The sequence below is a fragment of the Vibrio sp. 10N.247.310.24 genome (assembly GCF_041467175.1).
In the GTDB taxonomy this organism is placed as follows: Bacteria; Pseudomonadota; Gammaproteobacteria; order Enterobacterales; family Vibrionaceae; genus Vibrio; species Vibrio tasmaniensis_A.
This window is the reverse complement of sequence record NZ_JBFSUD010000001.1, coordinates 99,892-123,840: the sequence shown is the minus strand read 5'-3', so window position 1 is coordinate 123,840 and position 23,949 is coordinate 99,892. Positions and strand designations below refer to the sequence as shown.

Genomic DNA, 23,949 nt, shown 5'->3' with positions numbered 1-23,949 from the left:
TAAAAACGCCTCAAGCAGTGCTTGAGGCGTTTTTTTATGATTTTAAATCAGCTATAGGGTATTAACCTATAGACAAATTAGGATCAAGTGGACTGACGTAACCCGACGGTTTAAGAGCAAGTACGTCACAGTTAATCTTGTCGATGACATGTTCCGCAGTATTACCAATAAACACGGCAGACAATCCAGTACGGCCGGTTGTACCAAGAATCACCATAGCAGCGTTGTTTTCAGACGCGACACGAGGAATAACATCTTCTGGCAAGCCTTGCTCAACAACAGTTTGCTCTTCACTCATACCGTGTTTCTGGCGCAACGCTTTCATCGCTGTTAAGTGATGACCACGAACCGCGTCAGTATAAGAGGTTGGGTCAAACTCTGGCAGCTCGATTGTGATATTAGCAGGTGTCACCGGGTAGGCGTTTACCAATAGCGGCTCAGCATCTAAACGACCTGTGATTTCAAGTAACCTGTCGACCATCGTATCATTGAGCTCTAAGTGAGCTTCGGTTTCAGAGCCAACATGGACTGAAGCGTAAATCTTCGCGTGTTCTGGCCAGAAATCATTTTTAACCAATAGCACTGGGCTAGGGCATTTTCTCAATAAGTGCCAGTCGGTAGGAGTAAAGATGACAGATTCTAAGGTATCGTGCTTACGCGTACCTTTGATTAGGATGTCATGCTCGCCACTGTAAACCTCTGCAATGATCGCTTCATACGGGCGGTTATGCCAAACCACTTGCACGTTAAATTCAATAGAATCATCAAGGTAAGGAGCCGCCACTTTATTCATCCAAATTTCACGTTGATGAATTACGCCTTTACGCATTGCGTCTCTTTCATCGACAGAGAGCATAGATGTCATGTCATACGAGAAATCGTAGATCGATAAAAAGAAAGTGATGTGGCTTGTTGATGTGCTTTTCTTGGCAAGTTGGATAGCACGAACTAGAGCAGGTTGCTCATCGTGATTAATGTCTGCGACAACTAAAATTTTGTTATAGATACTCATAACTAAGCCTACTTTTCAGACCGAACATATAAATAATGTAGCGTAGTTATGGAGAGAATAAGAGAAATATAAGAGGTTTTAAGAGAGAAACATGATGTAGCTCATTATTGAACTACATCATTGATATCTAGACTATTCTTTTGAAACGCCAGCAAGTTCCATCAACGCATCGTGATCTTCGATAGTGATATATTTGCCTTTAACGCTCAAGATGTCTGCTTTTTGGAAGCGACCTAAAAGACGGCTAATTGTTTCAACAGTCAAACCAAGGTAGTTACCAATATCGCCACGAGTCATCGTTAGGCGGAACTCACGTGGGCTGAAGCCACGTTGAGAGAAACGAGTAGAAAGGTTGTAAAGGAATGCAGCAAGACGCTCTTCCGCGTTCTTCTTAGAAAGAAGCAGAATCATTTCTTGGTCACCTTTAATCTCATTACTCATCAGACGCATAATTTGCTGACGCAATTTAGGCATTTTGCCTGATAGGTCGTCTAAAATTTCGTATGGAATTTCACAGACCATAGAAGTTTCTAACGCTTGTGCGAAACTAGGGTGCATGTCACCAGTAATCGCATCGAAGCCAACAAGATCGCCCGCTAGGTGGAATGCAGTAATCTGCTCATCACCTTGCTCGGTAATCGTGTAGCTCTTGATCGTTCCAGAGCGAATAGCGTACAGAGATTTAAGCTCGTCACCGGCTTTAAATAACTCTTGGCCTTTTTGAATAGGCTTTTTTCTCTCAATGATCTGATCAAGTTGATCGAGTTCAGATTCATTCAAAGTAAACGGAATACAGAGCTGGCTAATACTACAATCCTGGCAATGGATCGCACAGCCACCAGACTGAACACGTTTCGTCACAGGCTTTTCAGAAATCATAACAATCTTTCACTATTTGATATACGTCAATATTTTAGCATTCCTTAATCCTAAAGGGTAGTAAAAAAACCGGATTAAAGACGCCGCTATACGGTATAAATAATAAGCTGTAGCGCCATATAACCGGTATAGAAGCCGTAAATGAGGATTAAAATTGCACCAAACTGACGAAATAAGTCAGCTTGTTGCAGTTTTTTGAGGAAATTTGCACCCATTCCAACCGTGAGCATCGCAGGGAGGGTTCCTAAACCGAAAGCAAGCATGATACCCGCTCCGTTATACCAACTTCCTGATACGGCCGCCCATGTCAGCATAGAATAAACAAGGCCACATGGTAACCACCCCCAAATGAAACCAAATGGTAGAGCGTGACTAGGATGCTTCAATGGTAGAAATGATTTACCGACAGGAGAGATATAGCGCCATAGTTTTTGTCCGACTTTTTCAAAAAACAACAAGCCGAACCACCATTTGCCAATATACAAACCTAAGACGATCATAAAGCCAGCAGCAAATAATCGCAGCCAACCTAGCAGAGCGTTAAAATCGCTTAGCTGACCTATAGAAGAAATTGCACCGCCAATCACACCGCCAATCACGGCATAGCTTAGCAAGCGTCCTAGGTTATAAAGCAGGGGAATGACAGGGGAAGGTTTACTGTTTCCAATTGAAAGAAGCGACGCAATGCCACCACACATTCCCATGCAGTGACCTGCGCCGATCAACCCAACAACAAAGGCTCCGATCCAATCAGGCGTCATCGTTCTTTTTGTCTAAGTTAGTTTGGCTTTCTACGTTAGTTTTCTCGTTCTTAACAGGTTTACTATCAGAATGGTGAAGAGCATTAGTGTCTTCATCAAACAGAATGTTGTGGCCTTGACGCTCAAGGTCTTCAAACTGCTCACTCTTAACGGCCCACAGAAAGATACCGACAGCGATGCACACAAGTACGATCGCAATTGGAATAAGTATGTATAAACTTTCCATTATTTACCTTACTCTTTTAAGAGCCTTAACGAGTTAGACACAACAATAATAGAGCTAGCAGACATGCCAACAACGGCAATGTATGGAGCAACCAAACCCGCTACGGCCAATGGAAGAATAAGTAAGTTATACCCCAACGACCACGCTAAATTTTCACGGATTATCTTACGCGTTTTAAGCGCTAATGTTCGTGATTTAAGTAATCTATCGAGTTTGTCACCCAATAACACCATATCCGCTGAGGCTTTCGCCACGTCGGTACCGCCGCCCATAGCAACCGAAAGGTGTGCACCTGCAAGAATCGGCGCATCGTTAATACCGTCACCAACCATCATGGTGATGTCACTAGCGTCTCTAGAGTTTAAATAAGCCAGTTTATCTTCCGGCTTCGCGTTAGCAACAATGTCAGTAATACCAATCTCTGCCGCAACAGGTTTCGCGTTAATCAAGGAATCGCCAGTCAGCAGCGTGGTTTTGATTCCCGCTTCTTTGAATTGCTTAATGAACTCAATACTTTCTTTACGAATCGGGTCTTCATAAGTGAATGTTGCGATATGTCGACCAGACATCGACAAGTAAATACCATTGCTTTCCGATGTTTGTGCATCACCAAGAATGAATTCACTGCTGCCGATAGCGACTTCTTGTCCATTCCACTCACCAGTGATACCAGAGCCAATTACGTTATTGACAGACTCTACTTCGATATCATCAGAAAGATGAGTCTTGAACGCTTTCGCAATAGGGTGGTTAGCATGTTGCTCTAGGCTCGCCGCTACTTTCAGACAGGTGTCTTTGTCAAGTTCTGCGAAGGTTTCAACTTGGCTGATACGAATATCACCCTCGGTCAACGTACCTGTTTTATCTATGATCAAGTGATTCACTTTGCACAAAGTTTCAAACACATGGCCTTTGCGCAGCAAGATACCGAAATTACCCATACGAGAAGTTGAGCAGGTGATGGCTGTCGGTGTTGCAAGCGATAGAGCACAAGGACATGTCGCAACAAGTACCGAGAGCATAATCCAGAAAGCATCTTCTGGACGTGTTTGGTGCCAGTAAAACCAAGTGCCGAACGAGATAACCAGAATCACAGCAACAAAGTATCGAGCAACCACATCGGCAATCTCAGCGATGCGAGGCTTAGACAGCTGCGCTTCATCCTGAAGGCGAACGATATTGGAAATCACGGAATCAGCTTTAGACGTCATCACTTCCAATTCAAACGATTCATCACCATTCAATGTACCAGCAAATACGGTATCGCCTTCATTCTTAACCACATGAATCGATTCGCCAGTCAGCATGGATTCATCAATATGAACTCTACCAGACAGTACTTTACCATCCGCAGGGATATGCTCACCGGGTAGAACCCGAATCTGATCGCCAACCTTCAAGGTTTTTACCGGAACTTGCTCACCGTCTAACGTTGTCGCCATCGCAGGAACCAACTTAAGCAGGTTACCACTCGCGGCTGCTGCTTTACGACGCGCGCGCATCTCAAGGAAACGACCAAGCAACAAGAAGAAGGTGAACATCGAGATAGATTCAAAGAACACTTCGCCTTGCTCTGTCACCGTTGCCACTAAACTCGCAACATAGGCAAACAATAGAGCGATCGACACAGGAACATCCATGCCCAAGGTTCGGCCTTTAATACTACGCCAAGCGTTAATATAGAACGGTAATGCAGAGTAGAGCAGTACAGGCGTTGCGAAGATCAAACTCACCCAACGAAAGTAGCTTTTGAATTCCGGCTCAAGGCTGCCAAAAACTTCAAGATAAAGCGCCACAGCCAGCATCATGACCTGCATGGTTGCTAACCCAGCAACACCGAGGCGATAAAGGTAGTTCTTCATCGAGCGATGATAAGCGGCTTCTTGTTGGTCAGCCTCGAATGGTGCAGCTTTGTAGCCCAACCTATGAATCGCGGATAGCAACTCGCTCAGTTTGGCCTGAGTGTTGTCCCAACTAAGCAAAGCACGGTTGGTCGTGGTATTAACACGAATACTCACAACGCCAAGCTTTGAAGAAACTTGCTTCTCAATAAGCCAAGCACAAGCCGCACAAGAGACACCATCTAGTGACAATGTCACCTCAGAGATGTTTTCGGAGTTACGGACGAACTCCAATTGAACATCTTCATTGTCGTAATGACTCAGTGCCAGAAGCTGCTCTGGCACCAAATCTGCTTTTTCAGCAGGAGCAGTACGGTATTGGTAATAAGAGACCAAACCGCTATCTATGATTGTCTGGGCTACGGTTTCGCAACCCGGACAACACATCGGACGAACCGATCCTAAAATTTCTACTTTAAAATCCGTTTCCGCTGGTACATCTTCACCGCAGTGATAACAGGATTCACACATAAGCTTTAATTCGTTAGTTGAGTAGGAGTATCAATAGGGAAGTTCATGCGACCTTGCACTAACCATTCAGAATCATGCGGAGAAAGCTCAATAAACCATGGTCCTTGCATTTCGTGATCCAAAGTCATGGTGTAGTTGCCTTTCGCATCCGCTGTCAGTAGTTGAGTAAAATCGCGGTCAGGCAGTGTTCTGTGAACAAACATTGCGTTAATCGCAGGGAAGTGATCGAGTTTACCTTTCTCAAGAGTAATGATAACTGAGTTACCTTTCTCGTTAACTGAAGCTGAAAGGCCGAGTTCCTTTGCAATATTTACTTTTGAAATGTCGACATTAATGCCTTTTCCTTTTTTATAGTAATCCTCAGTCACTAGGTCTACAGAGTTCTGTGTGAACACAATAACCGTCATGATGGTCCAAATAACTACTGTCGCTGGCAACGCGATTAAGAACCACGGCCAAAACTGTTTATACCAAGGCTTTACCATAAAAAAGATCTCAAAAAAGAATAAAAAGAAGGGGTTATAAAATAAAGGAAAGACAGCCTCTTAGAAAGAGGCTGTTATTGAAATGTTACTTATTATCCGAGTTGCTTAAGCTCCACACGTATGATGAAATCAGTTGTACTTTATCCTCGCCTAGAATGTCTTTCCAAGCAGGCATCACGCCAGAGCGTCCGTACATTACTGTTTCCGTCACAGCTGCGCGAGAGTCGCCAAACAACCAGTCGCGGTCAGTCAGGTCAGGTGCACCTACAGCAGGGTTACCCTTACCATCTGTACCGTGACATGCAGCACATACAACAAAGCGTGCTTTACCAGCTTCAGCTTCACGAGCATTCACACTACGTCCAGAAAGGCTAAGCGTGTAGCTAACCACTTCTTTAACGCCTTGCTCGCCAAGTGCATCTTTCCAGCCTGGCATTTGGCCAACACGACCATGCATGATTGTTGTCACGATAGCTTGTGGTTCACCACCATATAGCCATGCGTCATCAGTTAGGTTAGGAAAACCTTTTTGACCACGAGCATCAGAGCCGTGACACTGAGAACAGTTTTGCAAGAATAAACGTTGGCCCACTTTAATTGCGTCAGCATCTGATGCAATGTCAGGGACAGAACGTAAACCATTTTCGTCGTGAGCTAGCTTTTTGAATGCTTCACCAAAATAGGTGTTGGCGTCATCAAGCTCTTTCGCGTACTCGTCTAACTGCTTGTTCGCTTGAGCCGCAGCAATCGAAGAGCGAGACTCTTCAATACTACGAACTTCTTGGTTTGAACTTGTCCACCCTAGTAGACCTTTAAAATTGCCAAGGCCAGGGTAAAGAGCAAGGTAAACCGCTGCAAACACAATCGTACTGATGAAAAGGTATGTCCACCATTTTGGTAGTGGGTTATTAAGCTCACGAATACCATCGTATTCATGGCCCATATCATGACCTTCTTCTACGCCAGTTCGATCTTTAAAACACCAACGAAGCAAGACAGCACAACCAATTAGGGTACCAATCGTAATCGCACTAACCCAGATACTCCAGAATGTACTCATTACTTTGTCACTCCTTGATTTTTAGAACTTGTTGCCGGCTCGTCGTCTGCAAACACTAGGTTCGCATCTTCGTCGAAACGTGATTTACGATTCTTGCCGTATGCCCACCAAACGATGCCGATGAAGCAAGCAAAAACAGTAACAGTCCAAACACTTTGAAATGTAATAATGTCCATAATTATTCCTTATTTCATTGCGTGGCCAAGCGATTGAAGGTAAGCGATGATTGCATCCATCTCTGTTTTTCCTTCAACATCTTGTTTAGCGTTAGCAATTTGTTCGTCTGTGTAAGGAACACCAAATTGATTACGGAAGAGTTCAAGCTTCTGTTGAGTCAATTTGCCATCAAGTACATTCTCAGCAAGCCATGGGAAACCAGGCATGTTTGATTCAGGAACAAGTTCACGAGGGTCGATAAGGTGAACACGGTGCCACTCATCAGAGTAACGATCACCAACACGCGCTAGATCTGGACCAGTACGCTTAGAACCCCATAAGAATGGGTGTTCCCAAACGCTTTCGCCCGCTACAGAGTAGTGACCGTAACGTTCAGTTTCAGATCGGAAAGGACGAATCATTTGGCTGTGACATACGTTACAGCCTTCGCGGATATAAATATCACGACCTTCCATTTCCAGAGCAGAGTAAACGCGTAGATTTTCTACAGGTTCAGTCGTCTGCTTTTGGAAAATAAGAGGGGTAATTTCTACTAAAGCACCAAAACTGATAGCAATAACGATCAAGATCGCCAGTAGGCCAACGTTCTTCTCTACCAACTCATGTCGATTATTTGAATTTGAGCTCATTCTAAATCTCCTTAAGCCGGTTGAGGGATAGCTTTAAGGCTATCTTTAGGTGCAGAAACAGTTTTGTACGTGTTGTATGCCATTAAGAACATACCAGATAGGAAGATGAAGCCCCCTAAGAAACGTACAAAGTAGAACGGGTAAGATGCTTCTACAGATTCAACGAAGCTGTAAGTTAATGTACCGTCAGAGTTAACTGCACGCCACATCAGACCTTGCATCACACCAGAGATCCACATTGCAACAATGTAGAAAACCGTACCAATCGTTGCTAACCAGAAGTGAACATTGATTAGAGATACAGAGTACATACGCTCTTGACCAAATAGTTTAGGAACTAAGTGATAAACCGAACCGATAGAAACCATTGCAACCCAACCTAACGCACCAGAGTGAACGTGACCGATAGTCCAGTCCGTGTAGTGAGATAGTGCGTTAACCGTTTTGATTGCCATCATAGGGCCTTCGAAAGTCGACATGCCGTAGAATGATAGAGAAACGATTAGGAAACGTAGGATAGGGTCGTAACGTAGCTTATGCCACGCACCAGATAGAGTCATAATACCGTTGATCATGCCACCCCAAGATGGAGCAAACAGAACCAAAGACATAACCATACCTAGAGACTGAGTCCAGTCTGGAAGTGCTGTGTAGTGTAGGTGGTGAGGACCAGCCCAAATATACAGAGACACAAGAGCCCAGAAGTGAACAATCGACAAACGGTAAGAGTAAACAGGGCGACCAGCTTGTTTAGGAACGAAGTAATACATCATACCTAGGAAACCAGCTGTCAATAGGAAGCCTACCGCATTGTGTCCGTACCACCATTGCACCATTGCATCGATCGCTCCGGAATAAATCGAGTACGATTTAAACGCAGATACAGGAACAGCCAGGCTGTTAACGATGTGCAACACGGCAACCGTGATGATGAAGGCTCCGAAGAACCAGTTAGCTACATAAATGTGCGATGTCTTACGCTTAATCATGGTTCCGAAGAACACGACCGCATAAGCTACCCACACAAGAGTAATAGCAATATCGATTGGCCATTCAAGTTCTGCGTATTCTTTACCAGAGGTTAAACCTAACGGTAAAGTAATTGCAGCGGACAGGATAATCGCTTGCCAACCCCAAAAGGTAAAGGCTACGAGAGGGCCACCAAAGAGACGCGTCTGACAGGTACGTTGCACAACATAATATGATGTTGCAAACAGCGCACTTGTACCGAACGCAAAAATAACCGCATTAGTATGCAGGGGACGTAAACGACTGTACGTCAGCCACGGCGTATCAAAGTTTAGCTGTGGCCAAACTAATTGAGCGGCAATCAAAACACCAACGCCCATACCGACAATACCCCACAAAATTGTAACGAGGGTAAATTGACGGACGACCGTATAGTTGTAGTTTTGTTCAAGCTGCTTTTCTTGGCTCATTTGCATGCTTCCAATTTCTTATTTACTACACTTTACTTCCAACACGACTCACGTCGTAATGCCACCCAAATTAGAAAAGGAAATTCAGCCTATTCAGAGCTTTATTTCCACTTGCTGATTTTAAAAAAAAGTGGCATTTTCAACGCGACACTATACTTGAATTAACAAATCAATGACAGAGTAGTAACCTTACGCTTGGTCTGGAATTGGATTTTTATTTAAAAACTTTGAACTTTGTAACAAGGAGTAAAGATTATAATGGCGGCACAAAAGCTAACAAAGGGCAGGCTTGTTCAAATTATCGTCATGTTGGTTATTTTAATAGCTGCATTTACTTGGAGAACAGTGACATACGACAATGACGAAACAGTAAACTGTATAATTTCTAAACCTTGCCAAATTACTATTGATAAACATAATGTTTTAATTTCGGGTGATAACCTAGGGTATTCGATCGAAACATCTAAAACTGGTAAATTTATCATTAACTATAATGAGAGCGGAACTCTAGAAGAAAAAGGGGCATCAATTTGGCTGTTACGAACGAACGCTCAGAACTCCTCAATAACGGTTACATTTCCACAACAGATAGCCATACTTTCTGTAAACCTTTCTAAGGAATAACACAGTAACAAGATAGTCTCGCCTCAATTCTTTTGATAGAAATATGTACTAAGTCAGTGAAATAGATTGTATAAAAGTGTTATAAAGAGAGCATTAATAAAATCTTCCGAGATCTATGAAATTTCTATCAAAAGTCTCTTATTCCCTAGACGATAAAATCGCAGTAGATGAACTGCTCAGTGGGGTGGCAAACCCTGACGATATTGCCTGTCTTATCTGCTACTGCACCGAAGAGTACTCCACACTTGCTGTGCAGAGATATTTGGTAGATGCGCTCCCGAATACACCAATACATGGCTGCACCACTTGTCACGGTATTATGACCGAAACAGGGTTCCATTCAGGCCCTGTGATTGGGATACTCATCATCTATGATTCCGGGATCAATGCCTACGGTACCGGCATCAGTCACTTTGGCGACTCCATAGACCGTAGTACATTCAGCGCCATCGATAAAGCATTAAAGAACGCCAACCGAGAAGGTGAAATACCCGATCTTATCTTGCTCCATTCCACCCCGGGAAATGAAGAGAAGGTGATGGCGGCCATCGATAACAAATTTGGCACAGAGGTGCCGATTATTGGTGGAAGCGCAGCAGACAATCAAGTGTCTGGAAATTGGAGTATCTTTACCGAAGAAGCTCTTGCTATTAATGGCGTCTCTTTAACAGTGTTTTTTGCGTCACAATCCATCTATTCATCTTTTAGCGCCGGTCATACACCCACCCAGTATTCAGGCACCGTCACCAAAGTAAGAAATAGAATATTGTTAGAGATCGACCATAGGCCTGCGACCACCGTTTATAATGAATGGACTGATTTTCATTTAGGTGGCAGTGATGATGGGTATATTTTTGAAAAGTCGACAGTTTATCCATTAGGCCGAAAGGTCGGCTCTTCTTACGACTACCCATATTTCAAGCTATCGCATTCGATCAGAGAAACTGAGTGTAACGGTATCGAGTTGTTCACTGATATAAATGAAGGTGACACCATCTATTTGATGCAAGGCTCTAAGCAACAACTTATAAGTCGTGCCGCTAACATCATTCATTCGTCTTACTATAATGATATGGATCTTGAAGAAAAATTAGGGGCGATCAACATATTCTGTGCAGGACCAATGCTGCACCTAAAACAAGATATGGATGAGGTTTGTGACCAAATCAATCACGCACTTGGTGGGCTTCCATACATATGTCCATTTACGTTTGGTGAGCAAGGCAGACTCTCTGGTGGTGAAAATGCGCACGGAAATTTGATGGTATCGTCTGCAACGTTTTATAGGCTGAAAAAGTAATGGATACTGAAGACCAAGAAGCGCTGCAAGAAGCTCGTATTGAACTCCAAAAACTAAAGGTCCGTGAACGAAAACTCGCTGAAGAGAATAGGGTGATCCTATCGACTATCTCTGCGATCAGTAAGGCGAGTAACATATCTGAAATATTTTCTAGTCTCGAATTCGCACTCAAAAAATACATAAAGTTTGATGATTTTATTGTGGTATCAAGAGTAGGGAATGAAGGTAGTTTCAAAACCCTGTTAACCAATAACAAAGTATTCGAACAAATGAATTGGAGCGATTGTGGCAAGCTATCGCGAGTCATCAATGGTGAATGCGCCATCCTTTTCGAACCCAAGTCTCTTGGCGAATTTAACTCCCTGCATCCCATTGTTCTCGACCAAATCAACTCCGTTCTGATTACGGGTATAGATAGCGGGCTAACACAATCCGTCATCATCTTTATCCACTCAAATACCAAGCACTTTAGTATTGAAACCAAGGCCACTCTAAACCGATTTCGACCGCTGATTGAGCGTGCTGTTTTCGATATTGAAAACAAAGAAAAACTTGAAGCGACAGTCCGAGAACGTACAGCAGAACTCGTAGCAGCAAGAAAAGACGCAGAAAGAGCCAACAAAGCCAAGTCTGAATTCTTAGCAATGATGAGTCATGAGTTAAGAACGCCGCTAAACGCTACCATAGGCTTAATCGACACGCTAAAGTCCACACCGCTGAATGATGAACAACAGTCTATATTGTTAAATATGAGTACATCATCTGAACTCCTATTGGCGATCATCAGTGATGTATTGGACTTTTCAAAGATTGAATCTGGATGCTTCTCGTTGGCTCCTCAATGGAGCAACGCAAGAGACACTGTAACTTTTGTTTTATCTGAACAAAAGAAGATAGCAGACGATAAAGGGTTGTCGTTAACCCTAACTAGCGACATTCCAGAAGGTGAACTACATTACATCGACCCAAGTCGCTTAGCACAGATCCTTTTTAATCTCATTGGTAACGCAATAAAGTTCACTGAACACGGGCATGTACATGTTTCTATTACATACCAGCACAGTTCATTCCGTATTAGCGTAGAAGACACCGGAATTGGCATCAGCTCACAGCAACTTTCGTCGTTATTCAGTCCATTCGTGCAAGCCGATAGCACAATCACACGTAGATTTGGTGGCACCGGCTTAGGTTTAGCAATAACAAAACGACTAGTAGAACTGATGCGCGGGCGTATATCGGTCGAGAGTGAGCCAGGAAAAGGCTCGAAATTTGAAGTGCGGTTACCAGTTTTAACGAGAGTTACGAACAATCAAGATCATGCTGCAGAAGATAAATACTCGCAAGTTCCAAGAACCCGTTATTCAGTGTTAGTTGTTGAAGACAACCCAACGAATCAGATGGTGATTCAATTGATCCTTGCAAGGCAAGGCCACGAAGTTTTCATCGCAAGCAACGGTGAAGAAGCCATTGGCTTTGTAGAAAGAGGCAATGATCCGATAGACATTATCTTGATGGATGTGTCGATGCCAGTTATGGACGGAATAACCACAACCAAATACATGAGAGACGCAAACATCAAAACACCAATCGTCGCGCTAACGGCACACACATCAGTAGAAGATAAATTTTCTTGTTTAGATGTCGGTATGAATGATTTCATTACCAAACCTGTAAGAACCAAAGAGATCATTGAAGCAATTGATAGATTAATGCTTGAAGTCTAATAAACGTATTCTTAATCGAAGATTAGGAAATATGTTTATTAGGTATTTTATGGTAAATAGACTTACTGTTAAATAGAACGTCAGTTTGGTAGTCAAGCAAGAGGCAGGGCATCACATAAAGATACCTGCCTTATAAACACCGAAACTAATTTAACATAATATACATAATACGCACTGAGAGCTTTCAGAAAGCCAGTAAAACTATAGCCACCTGAGAACCACTCAACAAAGCCTAACCAAGCTTTAAAAGCGCTTAGCAATATGATGGGTTTCGTTTTTTTCTCGAGCTTTGAAACGCTTCGCTGCTTATCGCTCAACAAACTGAATCGACCCCTTAATATGATCACGTTCGCTTATCCCTGCGGGCTGAAAAACTAAGCTGGCTCATAACCGTCAAAATCACCAGAGGCAAGCATTGAACGATAAAGCTCAGGCGTCAAATCAACAAGCTCAAGACTATCACCATACTCAGAAGATAATGTTGAATTCATATCTGACATAGACTTAAACGAGTACCAACCTTGACCAGGCGTAAACGTAGAAACCATATCAGCGGAAACCTCTTCATAATAAACTTTCATTTAAATCATGTCCTTACTTGGATATTTGCGACAGTCATCTTCAAGACCAATTTGCCAAAAATCATAGCACCGTGGACATTGCTCTTCATAGAGGTAGATTTGATTGTTAGAAATATATTCAGTACAAATAAAGTCAATATCACCACATTGAGGACAGCAATCACGACGTTTAAAAGTATGGGTTCTGTTTTGATTTTTCACATTACACCGCCTTATAACCATGTGTTAGAGCCGCAGCTGTCACACCATCACGACGGTTGAAATGTTTATCAAGCGCCAAACATAAATCATCGAGGTGCATGGCCATCATCGGTGTTGATGGACCCTTTTTGTCATAGAAGATCACAACGGAGTCATCGACACGGTTTTTTGAATCTGGGGAGTTACGCTCTAGGACAGATAGGCGTTTAACCATATCGTAAGGCATTAGGCGTCTAGGAATTGGAGGCTCAGCGCTATCTAACTTGGCACGCTTGAGCCCTAATTTATTCGCAAAATAACGAATAGAGGCAGGTTGACGACCTAGCTTTTTAGCCAACGTATCAACATCGAGTATCCAATAGTTTTGTTTTAAATACTCAGTATCTTTTTTAGATAACTCCTTGAAGCGTTTAAGGTTTAGCTTACGAATCTGGTTTTCTACCGACGGAAAAGTACGGTCAAGCTTTTGAGCGATTGTAGAAAGGTTTTTCCCCTCAAAGAATAATTCTTCTAAATAACGAGACTCTTCAACAGTCCAACTCTTGCTAACAGTCTTAGGTCGAGATTTTTCAACAACTTGAACTGAACTATCAGAAACTTGAGGTAAACGCACAAGTAAATCCGAAAAAGAACAATCTTGATTAACGTCTTGAGATAAAAATGAGCCGTCCATTATAGCCCCCTAGCCTTTATTTTAAGTATGAGAGACCCTAGCCCCCCAAATATAAATAAGCCGAAAACAGGGAGGCTAAAGCGATTAAATTAATTAGCTCTTGAGACAAATTATTGCTTTAAAGAGGAGGCGAAATGCTTTTTGATTTCATCATCAACAGGGATTAGTTTATTCACAATAGCCCCTGCTAATGGATCGTTTAAGTTCAAACCAAGTTCAACTTCATACTCACGACGAGGAACAAGAGCACCCGTCTCCTCAAGCATTTCAGCATAAGCTCGGTCAACCATAAGCGGTGTGTCATACTTCTGATTCACATCACCTGACTCACCAAAAGTACGACGTTTATAGTTCTCAGTATCAACAGTACGAAGAGGACGAGAAATATTTAATTGAGCTTGTTCACCACCAAAAGCAGTCCAAACAAAATCGATACCCAATACAAAAATACGTGTAGCCATAATTACTCCAAAGAATTTATTAATTTCTGATGCATAGAGGGATAAGACAAAACGGAATCATCACGAAGTAACGACGTAACCACCCTTTCAAAATCTCCCTCATAAAGCTCAAGCAGAGAATTTACCAAGCGACCATATTGACGCTTAGCCCAGTACGAGGCCGAAAGCACATCACAAGCGACACGCTTACGCCCCTTAGACTTACTAACAACGGGTTTAACATCAGTAGAAACAATCGAAGCAGCATATTGATTCAAGCCAATGAAATGACCGATAGGATTTAAAAGAACGTCAGTGGTATATTTCTTGAGTTCAACCTCAGAGCGATACCACGAAAAATTATCAGACTTGATATTACGTTCTAATTTTTTGTTATAGATACGCCAGTAAACAAGCGATTGACGAGAGCCGATATCACGTTCTTCACGAGTAAAAACCTTGTTACCAGACGAATCATATTGAAACTCATCACCAATTTTCACTTTAGGACTAAAGCCTCGAGAGCGTTTAAAACCACCAAGAAGCGCAGCACGTTCCGCGGCCTCGCAAGTATGGACACCGTCATAATCATCAAAAGCCAAATCAATTCGAGCTAGGTTTTTAACGCAAAGAACCGTAGAAAGCCAATGGTGCAAGAAGTGACAAGAACGACTAGAAAACAGGTACTTACAACCATGAGCAGGTATCTGAAAGTGAACGGTATCCCTATTCCCTCCTATCCCAACTTGACCACAGTAATCATCACCAGAATCAGATGTTAGGACAAAAGAATCCTCGTAAAACTGGAAGCCTTTACCACGAACAGAGCCATAGCTGAACCCTAAAACATATTGAATAAAGCGTCTTAAAGTCTCTTCAAGGTACTCAGTGTAAACCGACTGAAAGTAACGATTGTAAGCTTCAACTTCTTCAAAAGTTTTAGCGGTATGAGCGTTAAAAACGGGTTCGTCAGGAAAGTGAATACCGGAATAAGGCGCGTCCTTTTTACAGTGACGAAAATCTGAAAGTTTCACCGTAAAGCTAAGGTAATCAACAATCACAGGTGATTGCTCATAGTCCTCAATGAAAGTGAACTCTTCTGGTGAATGCTTTACGAACTCAGGTTGAAGACCTGATTTTGTAGGGCGATAGACATGTTTAGGGGAAACCTTATAAGGATGCTTACGCTTAAAAGCGTCAGGGGCATCGACAGAAACCTGGTTAAGAAAGGCAGAGCCACAAACAGGACAACAAACCCTGAGAGATTCCTCGTAGATATGACCGCAATCAATACAAGCGCGACTCATAACTGAACCCCCATGATTGAAATACGTTCCTGATAAGTTGTATCTGTAATATCGATAAACTCGAATTCTAAGAACTCAGATTCACACCAAGACTGCAAATTACGGAAAGACTTGAACATATCCCACTCACCACACACATAAACTGAGACAGATGAATCAGGCAAAATGTCGTAATAAATCGTTTCCATAGCAAACCCTGTCAAGTACATTTTCATATACCTCAAACCTACAGGTTCGTAAATGTCAACACTATCCTGTATAAAACAAGGGGTATAATTAAACAAAGGTGTATTTATATGGATTTTAAAATGTTGAAAGATGTACTCAGAACAGCAAGAACAGAGCTTGGCTTAAAGCAAAACGAAGTGGCTCAAATGGTAGGAGTTACAACCCAAACATACTTGAAGTGGGAAAATGGAAAGTCTGAGCCCAAAATATCACTAGCGGGAAAGTTATCTAAAGCACTGAAAGTAAGCGAAAAAGAACTATGCCAAGGTGAGTTCCACAAACAAAAAATGGAACCAATAGAGTTCATAAGAAAAGTTGAAACATTGTTAAAGCATACGCCACACACTGAATTCCTAATAGGTATACAAGAATATATCAATGATGAAGACGGCTTTTTGAATGCATTGAAGAAAGCTTCAGATTACCCATACGAGATCTTTGATGAAGAGAAAAAAGCAAAAGCTAGAGACATGTTAGAGAAGCTAGATTTAGCATCAAACTCAGAAGAAGAGAAAAAGAAGATCGCTGATAAATTAAAAGAGATCCTAAGTAAATAATATAGTAGGTAGGACTCGCTATCGCTCAAACACTGGCGCGCTACACTTGCGAATAGTGGGTGAAGGCTGATAGTTAGGTGAAAAGTACCCCCGTAGTACAAGACGGGGGGTTCACCCTCCCACTCGCTCCTCCTCCTACGCTAGTTCCGCTCGTCGTCATCGCTTGCTGTCGGGGATTACACGAATACAGACAATAAAAAAACCTGACTGGTAAAGTCAGGTTTTTAGCTTACAACGCAACTAACGCGACTACACCTCTAAAGCTTTTTGAATTAAGTCAGCATAAGCTGAGAGAGAAGAAAAATGATCTCCTAAGTGGTATGTTTTTGCCTCACCGCCAGAAGATACATCCGAATTAATCAACTCTAAAGCACAACGAACAGCTAGTAATCTTTTAGTAGCTTCGTCTGTACCTTCATGATGGTAGAGAGATACAATACCATTATTAAAAGTGTTGACATTCAGGTGTTCAGCAAATGGATATCTAGTATCTTTGATTGTCATATATGGCCTTTATTTTGTTTAGTATCATTAGTTTATATGGGGATTTAGTTTAGATATTCAAGAGGCTAGACTTAATGCGTATTGTGCAAATTATGTTACGGGTTAACTTCTAACAACGATTTTCCTAACGGGCATCAAAAAGGCCAGACAAGCTGGCCTCCTCATTGAGCATGTTACTCACCCACGTTCTTATTCAGTTAAGCACAGCAAACCACTCAACATAATTTAGAGCCATAATACGCACTTAGATTGTTAGAGCAATTTAGTAATGTCCGGTTTAAGCCATTTTAAAATGTCCTCCTAAGCTTACCTATATTGGTCTGCTTAGGAGTTATCCGGATGCTTATTACTATGAGTGAAAAAGATATTCATCGATTCAAGGTTCTTACTGACGTACGTGAAAAACGACTACGCCAAGTTGACGCTGCTGTCATTTTGAATCGGTCTGCGCGTCATATCCGACGTTTGGTGAACAAACTGGTCTCTCTTGGCGCTCAAAGTCTTACACACTCAGCCCGTGGACGCCCAAGTAATCGACGCTACTCAGAACATTTCAGAATTGAAATACTGAAACTTATCCGTGAGCATTACTCTGACTTCTCACCAACGTTCGCTCTGGAAAAACTGACTGAACGACACAATCTATCCGTCTCTAAAGAAACACTCCGTCAATGGATGATCACCGACGGACTGTGGCTTCCACATTCACAATGCAAACCTCGAGTCTATCAGCCTCGTTACCGTCGTGATTGCTTGGGTGAACTTATCCAATTGACGGCTCCCATCATGACTGGTTTGAAGGCCGCAGCGACAAATGCTGCCTATTGGTGTTCATTGACGATGCGACTGGCCGCTTGATGAACCTAAGATTCAGCGAAACGGAATCCGCGTTTGACTACATGTTGGCGACGCGTGAATACCTCAATGAGCACGGTAAACCCATCGCATTTTACAGCGACAAACACTCCATATTTCGAGTGAATCAGGAGAAACACAAACAAGTTGGCCAAACCCAATACGGGCGCGTGCAGAAAGAGCTGGCGATAGAACTCATAAGAGATACGCTTACAAGGCATCAACACCATCGAGCAAGCCAACGGATGGCTTCCCTACTTCGTCGCCGATTTTAACTATCGCTTTGCTAAGCCCGCTCAATACCCAAAAGGCATGACTTGCTGTCGAGAGATAGTCGATACGCCGAGGCTCAATTCACCCTCGATACGACGTCGTCGAATGGTGACCTATTTGGCCTCAGTCCATGAAAGCACTGGTTTAGGTTTAGTGGGATATTTAGATGGAAGTGATTTTTTCTTTTTCTCCATGTTGAACCCTCGTCTGCGTAGACCATCAGCCTATCAGAGATGGCAAAAACGCTTTACTGTTTGCTCAGCAAAAACCGACGTAAATCTCGCTCCGCGCGCATCACAAACAAGATGTACACCTTGTCACCTTCTTGCTTGTAGAAAACTCGACATGGATTCACTACGACTTCGCGATAATTCAGGTGCTCGAGCTCTGGAGGCAGACGCCCAGACTCGGGAAAGTCGCTGAGGCGTTCAACTTTGTCGAAAATGTTTCGAACCAGCTGTTTGGCCGCGACTAAGTTTTCAAGGGCAATGTATTCCGCGATATCGTTAAGGTCCGATAACGCGGGCTCACTCCAAATCACTTCAGCCATTTTGACATCTTGTCTTTGGCTTCGTCATGACTCAGCGCCTTGCCTTCAGAAATGGCGCGCTCACCGCGGGCGATCCCTTCGAGGATAGCCAAGCGGTTTTGCATAAATTGGTAGTCGTCAACATCCACGAGATACGCTGAAGGTTTGCCATGCTCGGTGATCAACACGGGCTCTTTGGTGTCGTGCAGGTCGGCAAGGATTTTGGTCGCTTGACGCTTGAGGGAAGTAACGAGCTCGACTTTCATGAGAATGACTCCAAAAACAATAAAGTGATACTATTGTATCACTCTCCATCTAAAAAGCTTAGCGCAGAAGAGAATCAACCGCTTGCTCTAGATATATTAAATCTAAATAAGCTATAAAGTGGAAATTAATCATATAGTTATCAATAGATGAAGATTGTCAACATAACATGCTTTATTGGTTAAGATCATAGTTCTTGTACTCAAAAGCGTTAATACTTACTCTTTGACGTAGCCTGACAATTATTCTAAAGGGGCATTAAATGCAACTGTCTATCATACCTAATACACTTGATGATTTTAACTTGCATCAATTAACTACTGTTCAAATTGACAACGAATTTTTCTTCATTGCAGATGAAGTTACCGCAGCCCTTGATTACGTTGATCGCAAGACTCCTATTGAAAGGTTAGATGACGAAGACAAGATGCTTTCGCCTAACCCAATAAACGGAAGACTTCAAGTTCTCATTAGTGAAGCTGCATTGTACGAATTAGTGTTTGCAAGCAATAAACCTAATGCTAGAAAATTCCAGCGTTGGGTAACTCGAGAAGTATTACCAGAGATTCGCAAGAACGGTTTCTACGGTAAAGTAAAACTGCCTGGTTTTGTTAACCGTTTTAATTTGAATTACGGCAGAGTATCTCGTGGCTACTTTTCTGTTATTGGTGAGCTATTTATCAGACTATATGGTTCATTAGAGATGCTTGGGTATGAAATACCCGATAAAGCTACTGATGGGAAGGACATGAGGCCTGATGGGAGTGTTGGCCTTCTTTTTTCGAAATACCTTACCCTACACCACCCAGAGCACTCTGACAGCTTTCAAATGTATAGCCATATGTTTGGCAATGGCCATACACGTGACGCGCGAGAGTACCCAAACGACATACTTCCAATCTTCATCAAATTTGTAGATGAAGTTTGGGTACCCACAAAAGCAAAAGACTATTTCAAAAGCAGAGACCCAATCGCTCTTGAGTTCCTACCAAAGTTAATCGAAGCTAAATAAAAAATACTTAATAGATCTCACAAACCTATTTGTATAATACAAGCTCTTAAAAGCTAAGTTTTTATTGACATTAATTCATATGAGCGTAGTATTCCCGTCCAACAGAGCCAATGTCCCCTCCTGATCTAGCATCAGTGACGTCTTGGCCTTTTTTTTACCTGAAATTTATAATATGACTCAACCTGTTGAAGTAAAACCATTTTTTGAATATGACGAACTCATTCAGCGTTTAACTGATAGAGGTATGTTAATTAAAGACCCATTGCGTGCCCAACGGAAACTAACTCAAGTTGGGTATTATAGGTTGTCGGGTTATTGGCATACATCAAGAAAATTTAAACGCAATGACCGTGATATCAAGTACTTCAACGAATTTCAAGCAAACACGTGCTTTGAAGATATATTTGAGTTTTACTTATTCGATAAACGTTTACGAATTGAGTTTACCGATGCATTGGAAAGAATAGAGATCTACCTGAGAACAATCATCGCACATGAAATAGGTAGAATCGCCCCTCTAGCCTACTTAGATCGGAAACAATTTTCGCGCGATGCTTTTAAGGCTGGTGCAAAGATTTATTATGACGATTGGCTATCACGTCATAATAAATTAATTGAAGGCAGCAAAGAAGAAAGTATTGATAACCATCGAGATAAAGGGAAACCTATTCCTATTTGGGTCGCTGCTGAAGTTTGGGACTTTGGTGCATTGTCAAAGTTTTATAGCATACTATCAGGTAAGAACCAAGATCTTATCTGTAATAGGCTAGGTTTAGACAACCGTAAAGAATTGGATAACTGGTTAATCAACCTCAATGGTATCAGAAATAGGTGTGCCCACCACGCTAGACTCTGTAACAGACCAAATCCGCGAACTCTATCTATACCAAGAAAAGGCTATTTTAACCTTTTAGACTTGGGCCAGAACCAAAGAAGTAAATTCTATGGCATGGTTGCCGTCATCTGGTTTTTATTAAAAAAAATTGGCCCTAGTTCAAATTGGATCTGCAGAATCGCGGACATCATCGACCAAAAACCCGATATACCAGGCTTTAATTTTAGGTCTATGGGCTTTCCCGAAGGTGGCTTCCCGCGCAGATTATTTCCAGAAACAGTCCAAAAGCTACCTATTATTAGTGAGCCATCACCATTCGAGGAGTTTGAAGCTAGGGTAAATGCACTTCTGAATTTTAAGGAAGAGTTTGATCTTGGGGGCACATTGACGAATAACGCAAAGAATGTTCAAAATATGATTGATTTACTTACAGATTTCTCATATGAAGTGGATGATGCTATAAAGCCTAGTGAAGATAAGTAGCCCAACACAAAAATCGCTGTAAACTACGACCCTAAAACCGCAACGCATAGTAAAAATGCACGCGTTGCGAATTTCTCTTAAACCGCTCGTTAAATGTTTTAGCAGTCGTATCGACCCCTTATGTACTGGTGATAATAACGGCCAACTGATCTTGCACTAATAAACTCTCTAAAGACACCCTCTGGAACTCTGCAAAATGTATAAACAGGATCGCTATCCTCAAAATCAATATACATTCTTAGAGACTCGGCTTCATACCCAATTCGACGAATTACTGTTGAACTAACACTTATCCATTCAATCATTAAAAACTCCTATTTCTTTAACCACGGTAGTATTTTCGAAGGACCATAGATGTGACCATCATCTATCCAGAACTTGCCACCATCATTTGGTCCCCAAATCCAATTACCTTCTATCCACCATTTCCCAGAGTTATATGGCCCCCAAACCCATCCGTCATCAATCCAGAATCTACCTGATTCAGATGGTCCCCAAATATAACCTTTATCGACCCAATATCCGGTGTACATAATACTCCCTACATTTGACAGCTATTAGACGAACAATTCTGTATCTAAATGCAGAGCTTTTCTATCTAGTCTGATTTTTAAGAGTAATAATACCCATAAACCTTATTTATAACAGTGATTTAGATCATTTGGTGCAAAACTACATGCTGACAGATTAGTTTCTTATAGGTGAGATACAAAAAGAGCCACTTTTATAAGAAAATGGCCCTTTCGATTGCTGTGAATCATCGGTGTTTTTTGTAGCGTTTTCGTGTGGTATTCGCCCTAACTACGCGTCCGTTCTTGAGCGTATATCCTTTCTTAAGTTGGCCGTTTGGTCGGCGCCCTTTGCACTTGTGTCCTTTCATTCGGTATCTCCAGTTTTCGTATCCGTTGCTCTTGGTCTTGCTGCACTCGCTTTATCCAATTGATGTCCGTTTTCAGAGCCGCAATCGTGCCGAGGCTTGAGACTCCGCCCGTCAGAAGTGCAATCAATAATGTGCTTAAAAGCTTCATCATTTTCCCTTCCACCGCGAGACGTAAAACTCGAGGAGATAACGCACCATGGCGCGCATCCCGAGCGTATCGACGACGACTGCCCCCACCACAAACCAATACGGATTCGGGATGCCCTGCAGCGCCTCAAAGCCTTGCTCAACATAAGGGGCATAATTGGGGATGAACGACAGGATAAGCGGCACAAACACGACCAAGAGAATGAACTCGTCTTTGAATCCCCGCTCTCGAATGCTGACTTCATCAAGGCTACTTGCCTGCTCTTCACCATTTTGTAACCGCCGTACCCTCGCCTGATGCTTCTCATTTTCGAGTTCATCTTTACGCTTTAACGCCTCAACTTTGTTTTGATTAAGCAGTTTCCCTACCCACCACCTTGTTGTGTTCGGCTAAAGGCATACTGATTGTGTAAATATAAAGCGATATGAGAAAAGTCGAATCATGTTGCTTCGTATTGATGTTTATATCGATAATAAGTTCATAAAATCATATGGTTACACAAAACCATTATTAGTTTAAAAGCTCTACATTTGGTAAGGTATTCAAGGAATCAATAACTTATTATATAAAAGGCTTAATATGAAAATCGGTATGGTTGCCCTATCACTATTCATCGCTTTTGGCATCAGTTCATACGCGCTTGCTAATGAAAATGACACAGCAGCTAAAGAGCTCGGTCATTTTTATGCAGGTGTAGATGTCGGATTTTATAATGAAACCGAATTAGAATACCGCGGTAGCAAAATTGAAGATTCTTCTGATCTAGCTGACTTGAGTTATAACTTAGTTGGCGGTTATGAGTTCAATACACACGATGTAGTAAAGCTGGGATTAGAAGCGGAGTACCGAAAAATTGGCAAAGTTAACTTTGCTCAAATGATGGATATTGAAGGCCAAGCCTTCTTCGTGAATGTTAAACCCAAATTCATCGTTAAAGGCGACGTCTTGGATTTGTATGTCTCCCTGTTAGCAGGCGTTGGATCTATTGATACGGAAATCAAAGCCTTTGGGCTCTCAGCTTCTGAATCTGAGGCCGCTTACCAAATCGGTGGAGAATTTGGCGCAATAATTACCGATAACATCGACGTTCATATCGGTTACCGCTCTGCACATATTGAAATAGAGTCCATCGATGTTTCATCCAAAACAGCATACATTGGTGCACGATACCATTTCTAAAGTTCCTTCAATGGCTAGACCAATTTATTGCGGTCAACTAGCCTAACATTGCAAATAGTCCGATCTCTTTGAGGTCGGATTTATCATTATTGGTTCACTTAACTTCCTTTACATTGCCTCCAAATATAGACTTATTCTTCCACCAATATAAAGTTACGTTGCAACTTATTAAAAAAACCAGCGCTATTGCAAGATAAATCACTCAAACAGGCTGCTATTTCGTGTTTAAATTTTGATCTATCAATCAGTTATATGATTAAACTTGGTGACTAAGCAAGCAAACACTATGCATTCACGCTTACATTATGAATT

Annotated in this window: 30 protein-coding genes and 1 pseudogene; 8 read left to right on the top strand and 23 right to left on the bottom strand. The window is 42.1% G+C overall.

Annotated elements, in window-relative coordinates; translation table 11 throughout:
• Nucleotides 1-61: 61 nt before the first annotated feature.
• From uspE to ccoN, 10 genes are all read right to left on the bottom strand, one after another.
• The gene (gene uspE, locus AB6E08_RS00500) at nt 62-1,012 is read right to left on the bottom strand and encodes a universal stress protein UspE (protein WP_017097864.1); all 951 of its coding nucleotides are present in this window, start codon (nt 1,010-1,012) and stop codon (nt 62-64) included.
• A 132-nt stretch (nt 1,013-1,144) separates the two neighbouring features.
• A complete protein-coding gene (locus AB6E08_RS00495) occupies nt 1,145-1,891 on the bottom strand; it encodes an FNR family transcription factor (RefSeq protein ID WP_009846714.1) in 747 nt (248 codons plus the stop codon).
• 86 nt (nt 1,892-1,977) lie between these two features.
• Nucleotides 1,978-2,652 (bottom strand): sulfite exporter TauE/SafE family protein, encoded by a 675-nt coding sequence (locus AB6E08_RS00490; RefSeq protein ID WP_009846713.1) that lies wholly within the window; start codon nt 2,650-2,652, stop codon nt 1,978-1,980.
• On the bottom strand, nt 2,642-2,878 hold the full coding sequence (gene ccoS / locus AB6E08_RS00485) for a cbb3-type cytochrome oxidase assembly protein CcoS (protein WP_372064954.1): 237 nt from the start codon (nt 2,876-2,878) through the stop codon (nt 2,642-2,644). Before ccoS ends, AB6E08_RS00490 begins: the two co-directional genes overlap by 11 nt.
• A gap of 8 nt (nt 2,879-2,886) precedes the next feature.
• Entirely contained in the window at nt 2,887-5,250 is a 2,364-nt protein-coding gene (locus tag AB6E08_RS00480) for a heavy metal translocating P-type ATPase (RefSeq protein WP_372064957.1), read from the bottom strand.
• A gap of 5 nt (nt 5,251-5,255) precedes the next feature.
• Nucleotides 5,256-5,735 carry a FixH family protein gene (locus AB6E08_RS00475; RefSeq protein ID WP_009846710.1) on the bottom strand — a complete coding sequence of 160 codons (480 nt, stop codon included), beginning with the start codon at nt 5,733-5,735 and terminating at the stop codon, nt 5,256-5,258.
• A gap of 85 nt (nt 5,736-5,820) precedes the next feature.
• Nucleotides 5,821-6,795 carry a cytochrome-c oxidase, cbb3-type subunit III gene (gene ccoP, locus AB6E08_RS00470; RefSeq protein WP_009846709.1) on the bottom strand — a complete coding sequence of 325 codons (975 nt, stop codon included), beginning with the start codon at nt 6,793-6,795 and terminating at the stop codon, nt 5,821-5,823.
• Nucleotides 6,795-6,971, bottom strand: coding sequence for a CcoQ/FixQ family Cbb3-type cytochrome c oxidase assembly chaperone (locus AB6E08_RS00465; protein WP_009846708.1), 177 nt, complete (start codon nt 6,969-6,971; stop codon nt 6,795-6,797). The genes ccoP and AB6E08_RS00465 overlap by 1 nt, the downstream gene beginning before the upstream one ends.
• A gap of 9 nt (nt 6,972-6,980) precedes the next feature.
• The gene (ccoO, locus tag AB6E08_RS00460) at nt 6,981-7,601 is read right to left on the bottom strand and encodes a cytochrome-c oxidase, cbb3-type subunit II (protein WP_004742292.1); all 621 of its coding nucleotides are present in this window, start codon (nt 7,599-7,601) and stop codon (nt 6,981-6,983) included.
• Nucleotides 7,602-7,612: 11 nt separating this feature from the next.
• Entirely contained in the window at nt 7,613-9,046 is a 1,434-nt protein-coding gene (gene ccoN / locus AB6E08_RS00455; RefSeq protein WP_009846707.1) for a cytochrome-c oxidase, cbb3-type subunit I, read from the bottom strand.
• Nucleotides 9,047-9,298: 252 nt separating this feature from the next.
• Between ccoN and AB6E08_RS00450 the strand changes: the two genes are divergently transcribed.
• The 3 genes from AB6E08_RS00450 to AB6E08_RS00440 all read left to right on the top strand — a co-directional run bounded on the left by AB6E08_RS00450 (nt 9,299) and on the right by AB6E08_RS00440 (nt 12,688).
• Nucleotides 9,299-9,664 (top strand): hypothetical protein, encoded by a 366-nt coding sequence (locus AB6E08_RS00450; RefSeq protein WP_017103172.1) that lies wholly within the window; start codon nt 9,299-9,301, stop codon nt 9,662-9,664.
• Between the two features lie 115 nt (nt 9,665-9,779).
• Entirely contained in the window at nt 9,780-10,964 is a 1,185-nt protein-coding gene (locus AB6E08_RS00445) for an FIST signal transduction protein (protein WP_122047303.1), read from the top strand.
• On the top strand, nt 10,964-12,688 hold the full coding sequence (locus AB6E08_RS00440) for an ATP-binding protein (RefSeq protein WP_371707897.1): 1,725 nt from the start codon (nt 10,964-10,966) through the stop codon (nt 12,686-12,688). Before AB6E08_RS00445 ends, AB6E08_RS00440 begins: the two co-directional genes overlap by 1 nt.
• A gap of 374 nt (nt 12,689-13,062) precedes the next feature.
• On the opposite strand, the gene AB6E08_RS00435 is transcribed toward AB6E08_RS00440, so the two are convergent.
• The 6 genes from AB6E08_RS00435 to AB6E08_RS00410 all read right to left on the bottom strand — a co-directional run bounded on the left by AB6E08_RS00435 (nt 13,063) and on the right by AB6E08_RS00410 (nt 16,105).
• Nucleotides 13,063-13,269 carry a hypothetical protein gene (locus AB6E08_RS00435; RefSeq protein WP_122047589.1) on the bottom strand — a complete coding sequence of 69 codons (207 nt, stop codon included), beginning with the start codon at nt 13,267-13,269 and terminating at the stop codon, nt 13,063-13,065.
• Entirely contained in the window at nt 13,270-13,470 is a 201-nt protein-coding gene (locus AB6E08_RS00430; RefSeq protein WP_133154560.1) for a hypothetical protein, read from the bottom strand.
• Nucleotide 13,471: 1 nt separating this feature from the next.
• Complete coding sequence (locus tag AB6E08_RS00425) at nt 13,472-14,143, bottom strand: gcrA cell cycle regulator family protein (protein ID WP_122047590.1); 672 nt, start codon at nt 14,141-14,143, stop codon at nt 13,472-13,474.
• Between the two features lie 110 nt (nt 14,144-14,253).
• On the bottom strand, nt 14,254-14,604 hold the full coding sequence (locus AB6E08_RS00420) for a DUF1293 family protein (protein WP_122047591.1): 351 nt from the start codon (nt 14,602-14,604) through the stop codon (nt 14,254-14,256).
• Between the two features lie 2 nt (nt 14,605-14,606).
• A complete protein-coding gene (locus AB6E08_RS00415) occupies nt 14,607-15,890 on the bottom strand; it encodes a replication initiation factor domain-containing protein (RefSeq protein ID WP_372064964.1) in 1,284 nt (427 codons plus the stop codon).
• On the bottom strand, nt 15,887-16,105 hold the full coding sequence (locus AB6E08_RS00410; protein ID WP_258957340.1) for a hypothetical protein: 219 nt from the start codon (nt 16,103-16,105) through the stop codon (nt 15,887-15,889). The genes AB6E08_RS00415 and AB6E08_RS00410 overlap by 4 nt, the downstream gene beginning before the upstream one ends.
• 81 nt (nt 16,106-16,186) lie before the next feature.
• Between AB6E08_RS00410 and AB6E08_RS00405 the strand changes: the two genes are divergently transcribed.
• Nucleotides 16,187-16,675: a helix-turn-helix transcriptional regulator gene (locus AB6E08_RS00405; protein ID WP_372064967.1), complete on the top strand. Its 489-nt coding sequence runs from the start codon at nt 16,187-16,189 to the stop codon at nt 16,673-16,675.
• Nucleotides 16,676-16,924: 249 nt separating this feature from the next.
• Here AB6E08_RS00405 and AB6E08_RS00400 read toward each other — a convergent pair whose 3' ends face one another.
• A complete protein-coding gene (locus AB6E08_RS00400) occupies nt 16,925-17,179 on the bottom strand; it encodes a hypothetical protein (RefSeq protein ID WP_372064969.1) in 255 nt (84 codons plus the stop codon).
• Nucleotides 17,180-17,530: 351 nt separating this feature from the next.
• Between AB6E08_RS00400 and AB6E08_RS00395 the strand changes: the two are divergent.
• A pseudogene (locus AB6E08_RS00395) lies at nt 17,531-18,349 on the top strand (ISNCY family transposase); the annotation flags it as partial.
• A gap of 205 nt (nt 18,350-18,554) precedes the next feature.
• On the opposite strand, the gene AB6E08_RS00390 reads toward AB6E08_RS00395, so the two are convergent.
• Together AB6E08_RS00390 and AB6E08_RS00385 are read right to left on the bottom strand one after the other, a co-directional pair.
• Nucleotides 18,555-18,857, bottom strand: coding sequence for a type II toxin-antitoxin system RelE/ParE family toxin (locus AB6E08_RS00390; RefSeq protein ID WP_017101740.1), 303 nt, complete (start codon nt 18,855-18,857; stop codon nt 18,555-18,557).
• Entirely contained in the window at nt 18,845-19,102 is a 258-nt protein-coding gene (locus AB6E08_RS00385; protein ID WP_016787072.1) for a type II toxin-antitoxin system Phd/YefM family antitoxin, read from the bottom strand. The genes AB6E08_RS00390 and AB6E08_RS00385 overlap by 13 nt, the downstream gene beginning before the upstream one ends.
• Nucleotides 19,103-19,362: 260 nt before the next feature.
• On the opposite strand from AB6E08_RS00385, the gene AB6E08_RS00380 reads away from it, so the two are divergent.
• Complete coding sequence (locus tag AB6E08_RS00380) at nt 19,363-20,112, top strand: BRO family protein (protein WP_208775457.1); 750 nt, start codon at nt 19,363-19,365, stop codon at nt 20,110-20,112.
• Between the two features lie 172 nt (nt 20,113-20,284).
• On the top strand, nt 20,285-21,430 hold the full coding sequence (locus tag AB6E08_RS00375; protein ID WP_371707903.1) for an Abi family protein: 1,146 nt from the start codon (nt 20,285-20,287) through the stop codon (nt 21,428-21,430).
• Between the two features lie 98 nt (nt 21,431-21,528).
• Here AB6E08_RS00375 and AB6E08_RS00370 read toward each other — a convergent pair whose 3' ends face one another.
• The 4 genes from AB6E08_RS00370 to AB6E08_RS00355 all read right to left on the bottom strand — a co-directional run bounded on the left by AB6E08_RS00370 (nt 21,529) and on the right by AB6E08_RS00355 (nt 22,817).
• Entirely contained in the window at nt 21,529-21,735 is a 207-nt protein-coding gene (locus AB6E08_RS00370; protein WP_371707904.1) for a KTSC domain-containing protein, read from the bottom strand.
• A 9-nt stretch (nt 21,736-21,744) separates the two neighbouring features.
• The gene (locus tag AB6E08_RS00365) at nt 21,745-21,963 is read right to left on the bottom strand and encodes a hypothetical protein (protein WP_371707905.1); all 219 of its coding nucleotides are present in this window, start codon (nt 21,961-21,963) and stop codon (nt 21,745-21,747) included.
• A 300-nt stretch (nt 21,964-22,263) separates the two neighbouring features.
• Nucleotides 22,264-22,461 carry a hypothetical protein gene (locus AB6E08_RS00360; protein ID WP_371707906.1) on the bottom strand — a complete coding sequence of 66 codons (198 nt, stop codon included), beginning with the start codon at nt 22,459-22,461 and terminating at the stop codon, nt 22,264-22,266.
• A complete protein-coding gene (locus tag AB6E08_RS00355) occupies nt 22,458-22,817 on the bottom strand; it encodes a hypothetical protein (protein ID WP_371707907.1) in 360 nt (119 codons plus the stop codon). Before AB6E08_RS00355 ends, AB6E08_RS00360 begins: the two co-directional genes overlap by 4 nt.
• Nucleotides 22,818-23,037: 220 nt before the next feature.
• Between AB6E08_RS00355 and AB6E08_RS00350 the strand changes: the two genes are divergently transcribed.
• Nucleotides 23,038-23,637 (top strand): outer membrane beta-barrel protein, encoded by a 600-nt coding sequence (locus AB6E08_RS00350; protein ID WP_372031408.1) that lies wholly within the window; start codon nt 23,038-23,040, stop codon nt 23,635-23,637.
• The last annotated feature ends 312 nt before the right edge of the window (nt 23,638-23,949 follow it).

What these genes read in the sequence shown, in the direction of transcription:
- uspE (WP_017097864.1), bottom strand. Translation starts at nt 1,012, where the DNA reads ATGAGTATCTATAACAAAATTTTAGTTGTCGCAGACATTAATCACGAT.
- AB6E08_RS00495 (WP_009846714.1), bottom strand. Translation starts at nt 1,891, where the DNA reads ATGATTTCTGAAAAGCCTGTGACGAAACGTGTTCAGTCTGGTGGCTGT.
- AB6E08_RS00490 (WP_009846713.1), bottom strand. Translation starts at nt 2,652, where the DNA reads ATGACGCCTGATTGGATCGGAGCCTTTGTTGTTGGGTTGATCGGCGCA.
- ccoS (WP_372064954.1), bottom strand. Translation starts at nt 2,878, where the DNA reads ATGGAAAGTTTATACATACTTATTCCAATTGCGATCGTACTTGTGTGC.
- AB6E08_RS00480 (WP_372064957.1), bottom strand. Translation starts at nt 5,250, where the DNA reads ATGTGTGAATCCTGTTATCACTGCGGTGAAGATGTACCAGCGGAAACG.
- AB6E08_RS00475 (WP_009846710.1), bottom strand. Translation starts at nt 5,735, where the DNA reads ATGGTAAAGCCTTGGTATAAACAGTTTTGGCCGTGGTTCTTAATCGCG.
- ccoP (WP_009846709.1), bottom strand. Translation starts at nt 6,795, where the DNA reads ATGAGTACATTCTGGAGTATCTGGGTTAGTGCGATTACGATTGGTACC.
- AB6E08_RS00465 (WP_009846708.1), bottom strand. Translation starts at nt 6,971, where the DNA reads ATGGACATTATTACATTTCAAAGTGTTTGGACTGTTACTGTTTTTGCT.
- ccoO (WP_004742292.1), bottom strand. Translation starts at nt 7,601, where the DNA reads ATGAGCTCAAATTCAAATAATCGACATGAGTTGGTAGAGAAGAACGTT.
- ccoN (WP_009846707.1), bottom strand. Translation starts at nt 9,046, where the DNA reads ATGCAAATGAGCCAAGAAAAGCAGCTTGAACAAAACTACAACTATACG.
- AB6E08_RS00450 (WP_017103172.1), top strand. Translation starts at nt 9,299, where the DNA reads ATGGCGGCACAAAAGCTAACAAAGGGCAGGCTTGTTCAAATTATCGTC.
- AB6E08_RS00445 (WP_122047303.1), top strand. Translation starts at nt 9,780, where the DNA reads ATGAAATTTCTATCAAAAGTCTCTTATTCCCTAGACGATAAAATCGCA.
- AB6E08_RS00440 (WP_371707897.1), top strand. Translation starts at nt 10,964, where the DNA reads ATGGATACTGAAGACCAAGAAGCGCTGCAAGAAGCTCGTATTGAACTC.
- AB6E08_RS00435 (WP_122047589.1), bottom strand. Translation starts at nt 13,269, where the DNA reads ATGAAAGTTTATTATGAAGAGGTTTCCGCTGATATGGTTTCTACGTTT.
- AB6E08_RS00425 (WP_122047590.1), bottom strand. Translation starts at nt 14,143, where the DNA reads ATGGACGGCTCATTTTTATCTCAAGACGTTAATCAAGATTGTTCTTTT.
- AB6E08_RS00420 (WP_122047591.1), bottom strand. Translation starts at nt 14,604, where the DNA reads ATGGCTACACGTATTTTTGTATTGGGTATCGATTTTGTTTGGACTGCT.
- AB6E08_RS00415 (WP_372064964.1), bottom strand. Translation starts at nt 15,890, where the DNA reads ATGAGTCGCGCTTGTATTGATTGCGGTCATATCTACGAGGAATCTCTC.
- AB6E08_RS00410 (WP_258957340.1), bottom strand. Translation starts at nt 16,105, where the DNA reads ATGAAAATGTACTTGACAGGGTTTGCTATGGAAACGATTTATTACGAC.
- AB6E08_RS00405 (WP_372064967.1), top strand. Translation starts at nt 16,187, where the DNA reads ATGGATTTTAAAATGTTGAAAGATGTACTCAGAACAGCAAGAACAGAG.
- AB6E08_RS00400 (WP_372064969.1), bottom strand. Translation starts at nt 17,179, where the DNA reads ATGACAATCAAAGATACTAGATATCCATTTGCTGAACACCTGAATGTC.
- AB6E08_RS00390 (WP_017101740.1), bottom strand. Translation starts at nt 18,857, where the DNA reads ATGGCTGAAGTGATTTGGAGTGAGCCCGCGTTATCGGACCTTAACGAT.
- AB6E08_RS00385 (WP_016787072.1), bottom strand. Translation starts at nt 19,102, where the DNA reads ATGAAAGTCGAGCTCGTTACTTCCCTCAAGCGTCAAGCGACCAAAATC.
- AB6E08_RS00380 (WP_208775457.1), top strand. Translation starts at nt 19,363, where the DNA reads ATGCAACTGTCTATCATACCTAATACACTTGATGATTTTAACTTGCAT.
- AB6E08_RS00375 (WP_371707903.1), top strand. Translation starts at nt 20,285, where the DNA reads ATGACTCAACCTGTTGAAGTAAAACCATTTTTTGAATATGACGAACTC.
- AB6E08_RS00370 (WP_371707904.1), bottom strand. Translation starts at nt 21,735, where the DNA reads ATGATTGAATGGATAAGTGTTAGTTCAACAGTAATTCGTCGAATTGGG.
- AB6E08_RS00365 (WP_371707905.1), bottom strand. Translation starts at nt 21,963, where the DNA reads ATGTACACCGGATATTGGGTCGATAAAGGTTATATTTGGGGACCATCT.
- AB6E08_RS00360 (WP_371707906.1), bottom strand. Translation starts at nt 22,461, where the DNA reads ATGATGAAGCTTTTAAGCACATTATTGATTGCACTTCTGACGGGCGGA.
- AB6E08_RS00350 (WP_372031408.1), top strand. Translation starts at nt 23,038, where the DNA reads ATGAAAATCGGTATGGTTGCCCTATCACTATTCATCGCTTTTGGCATC.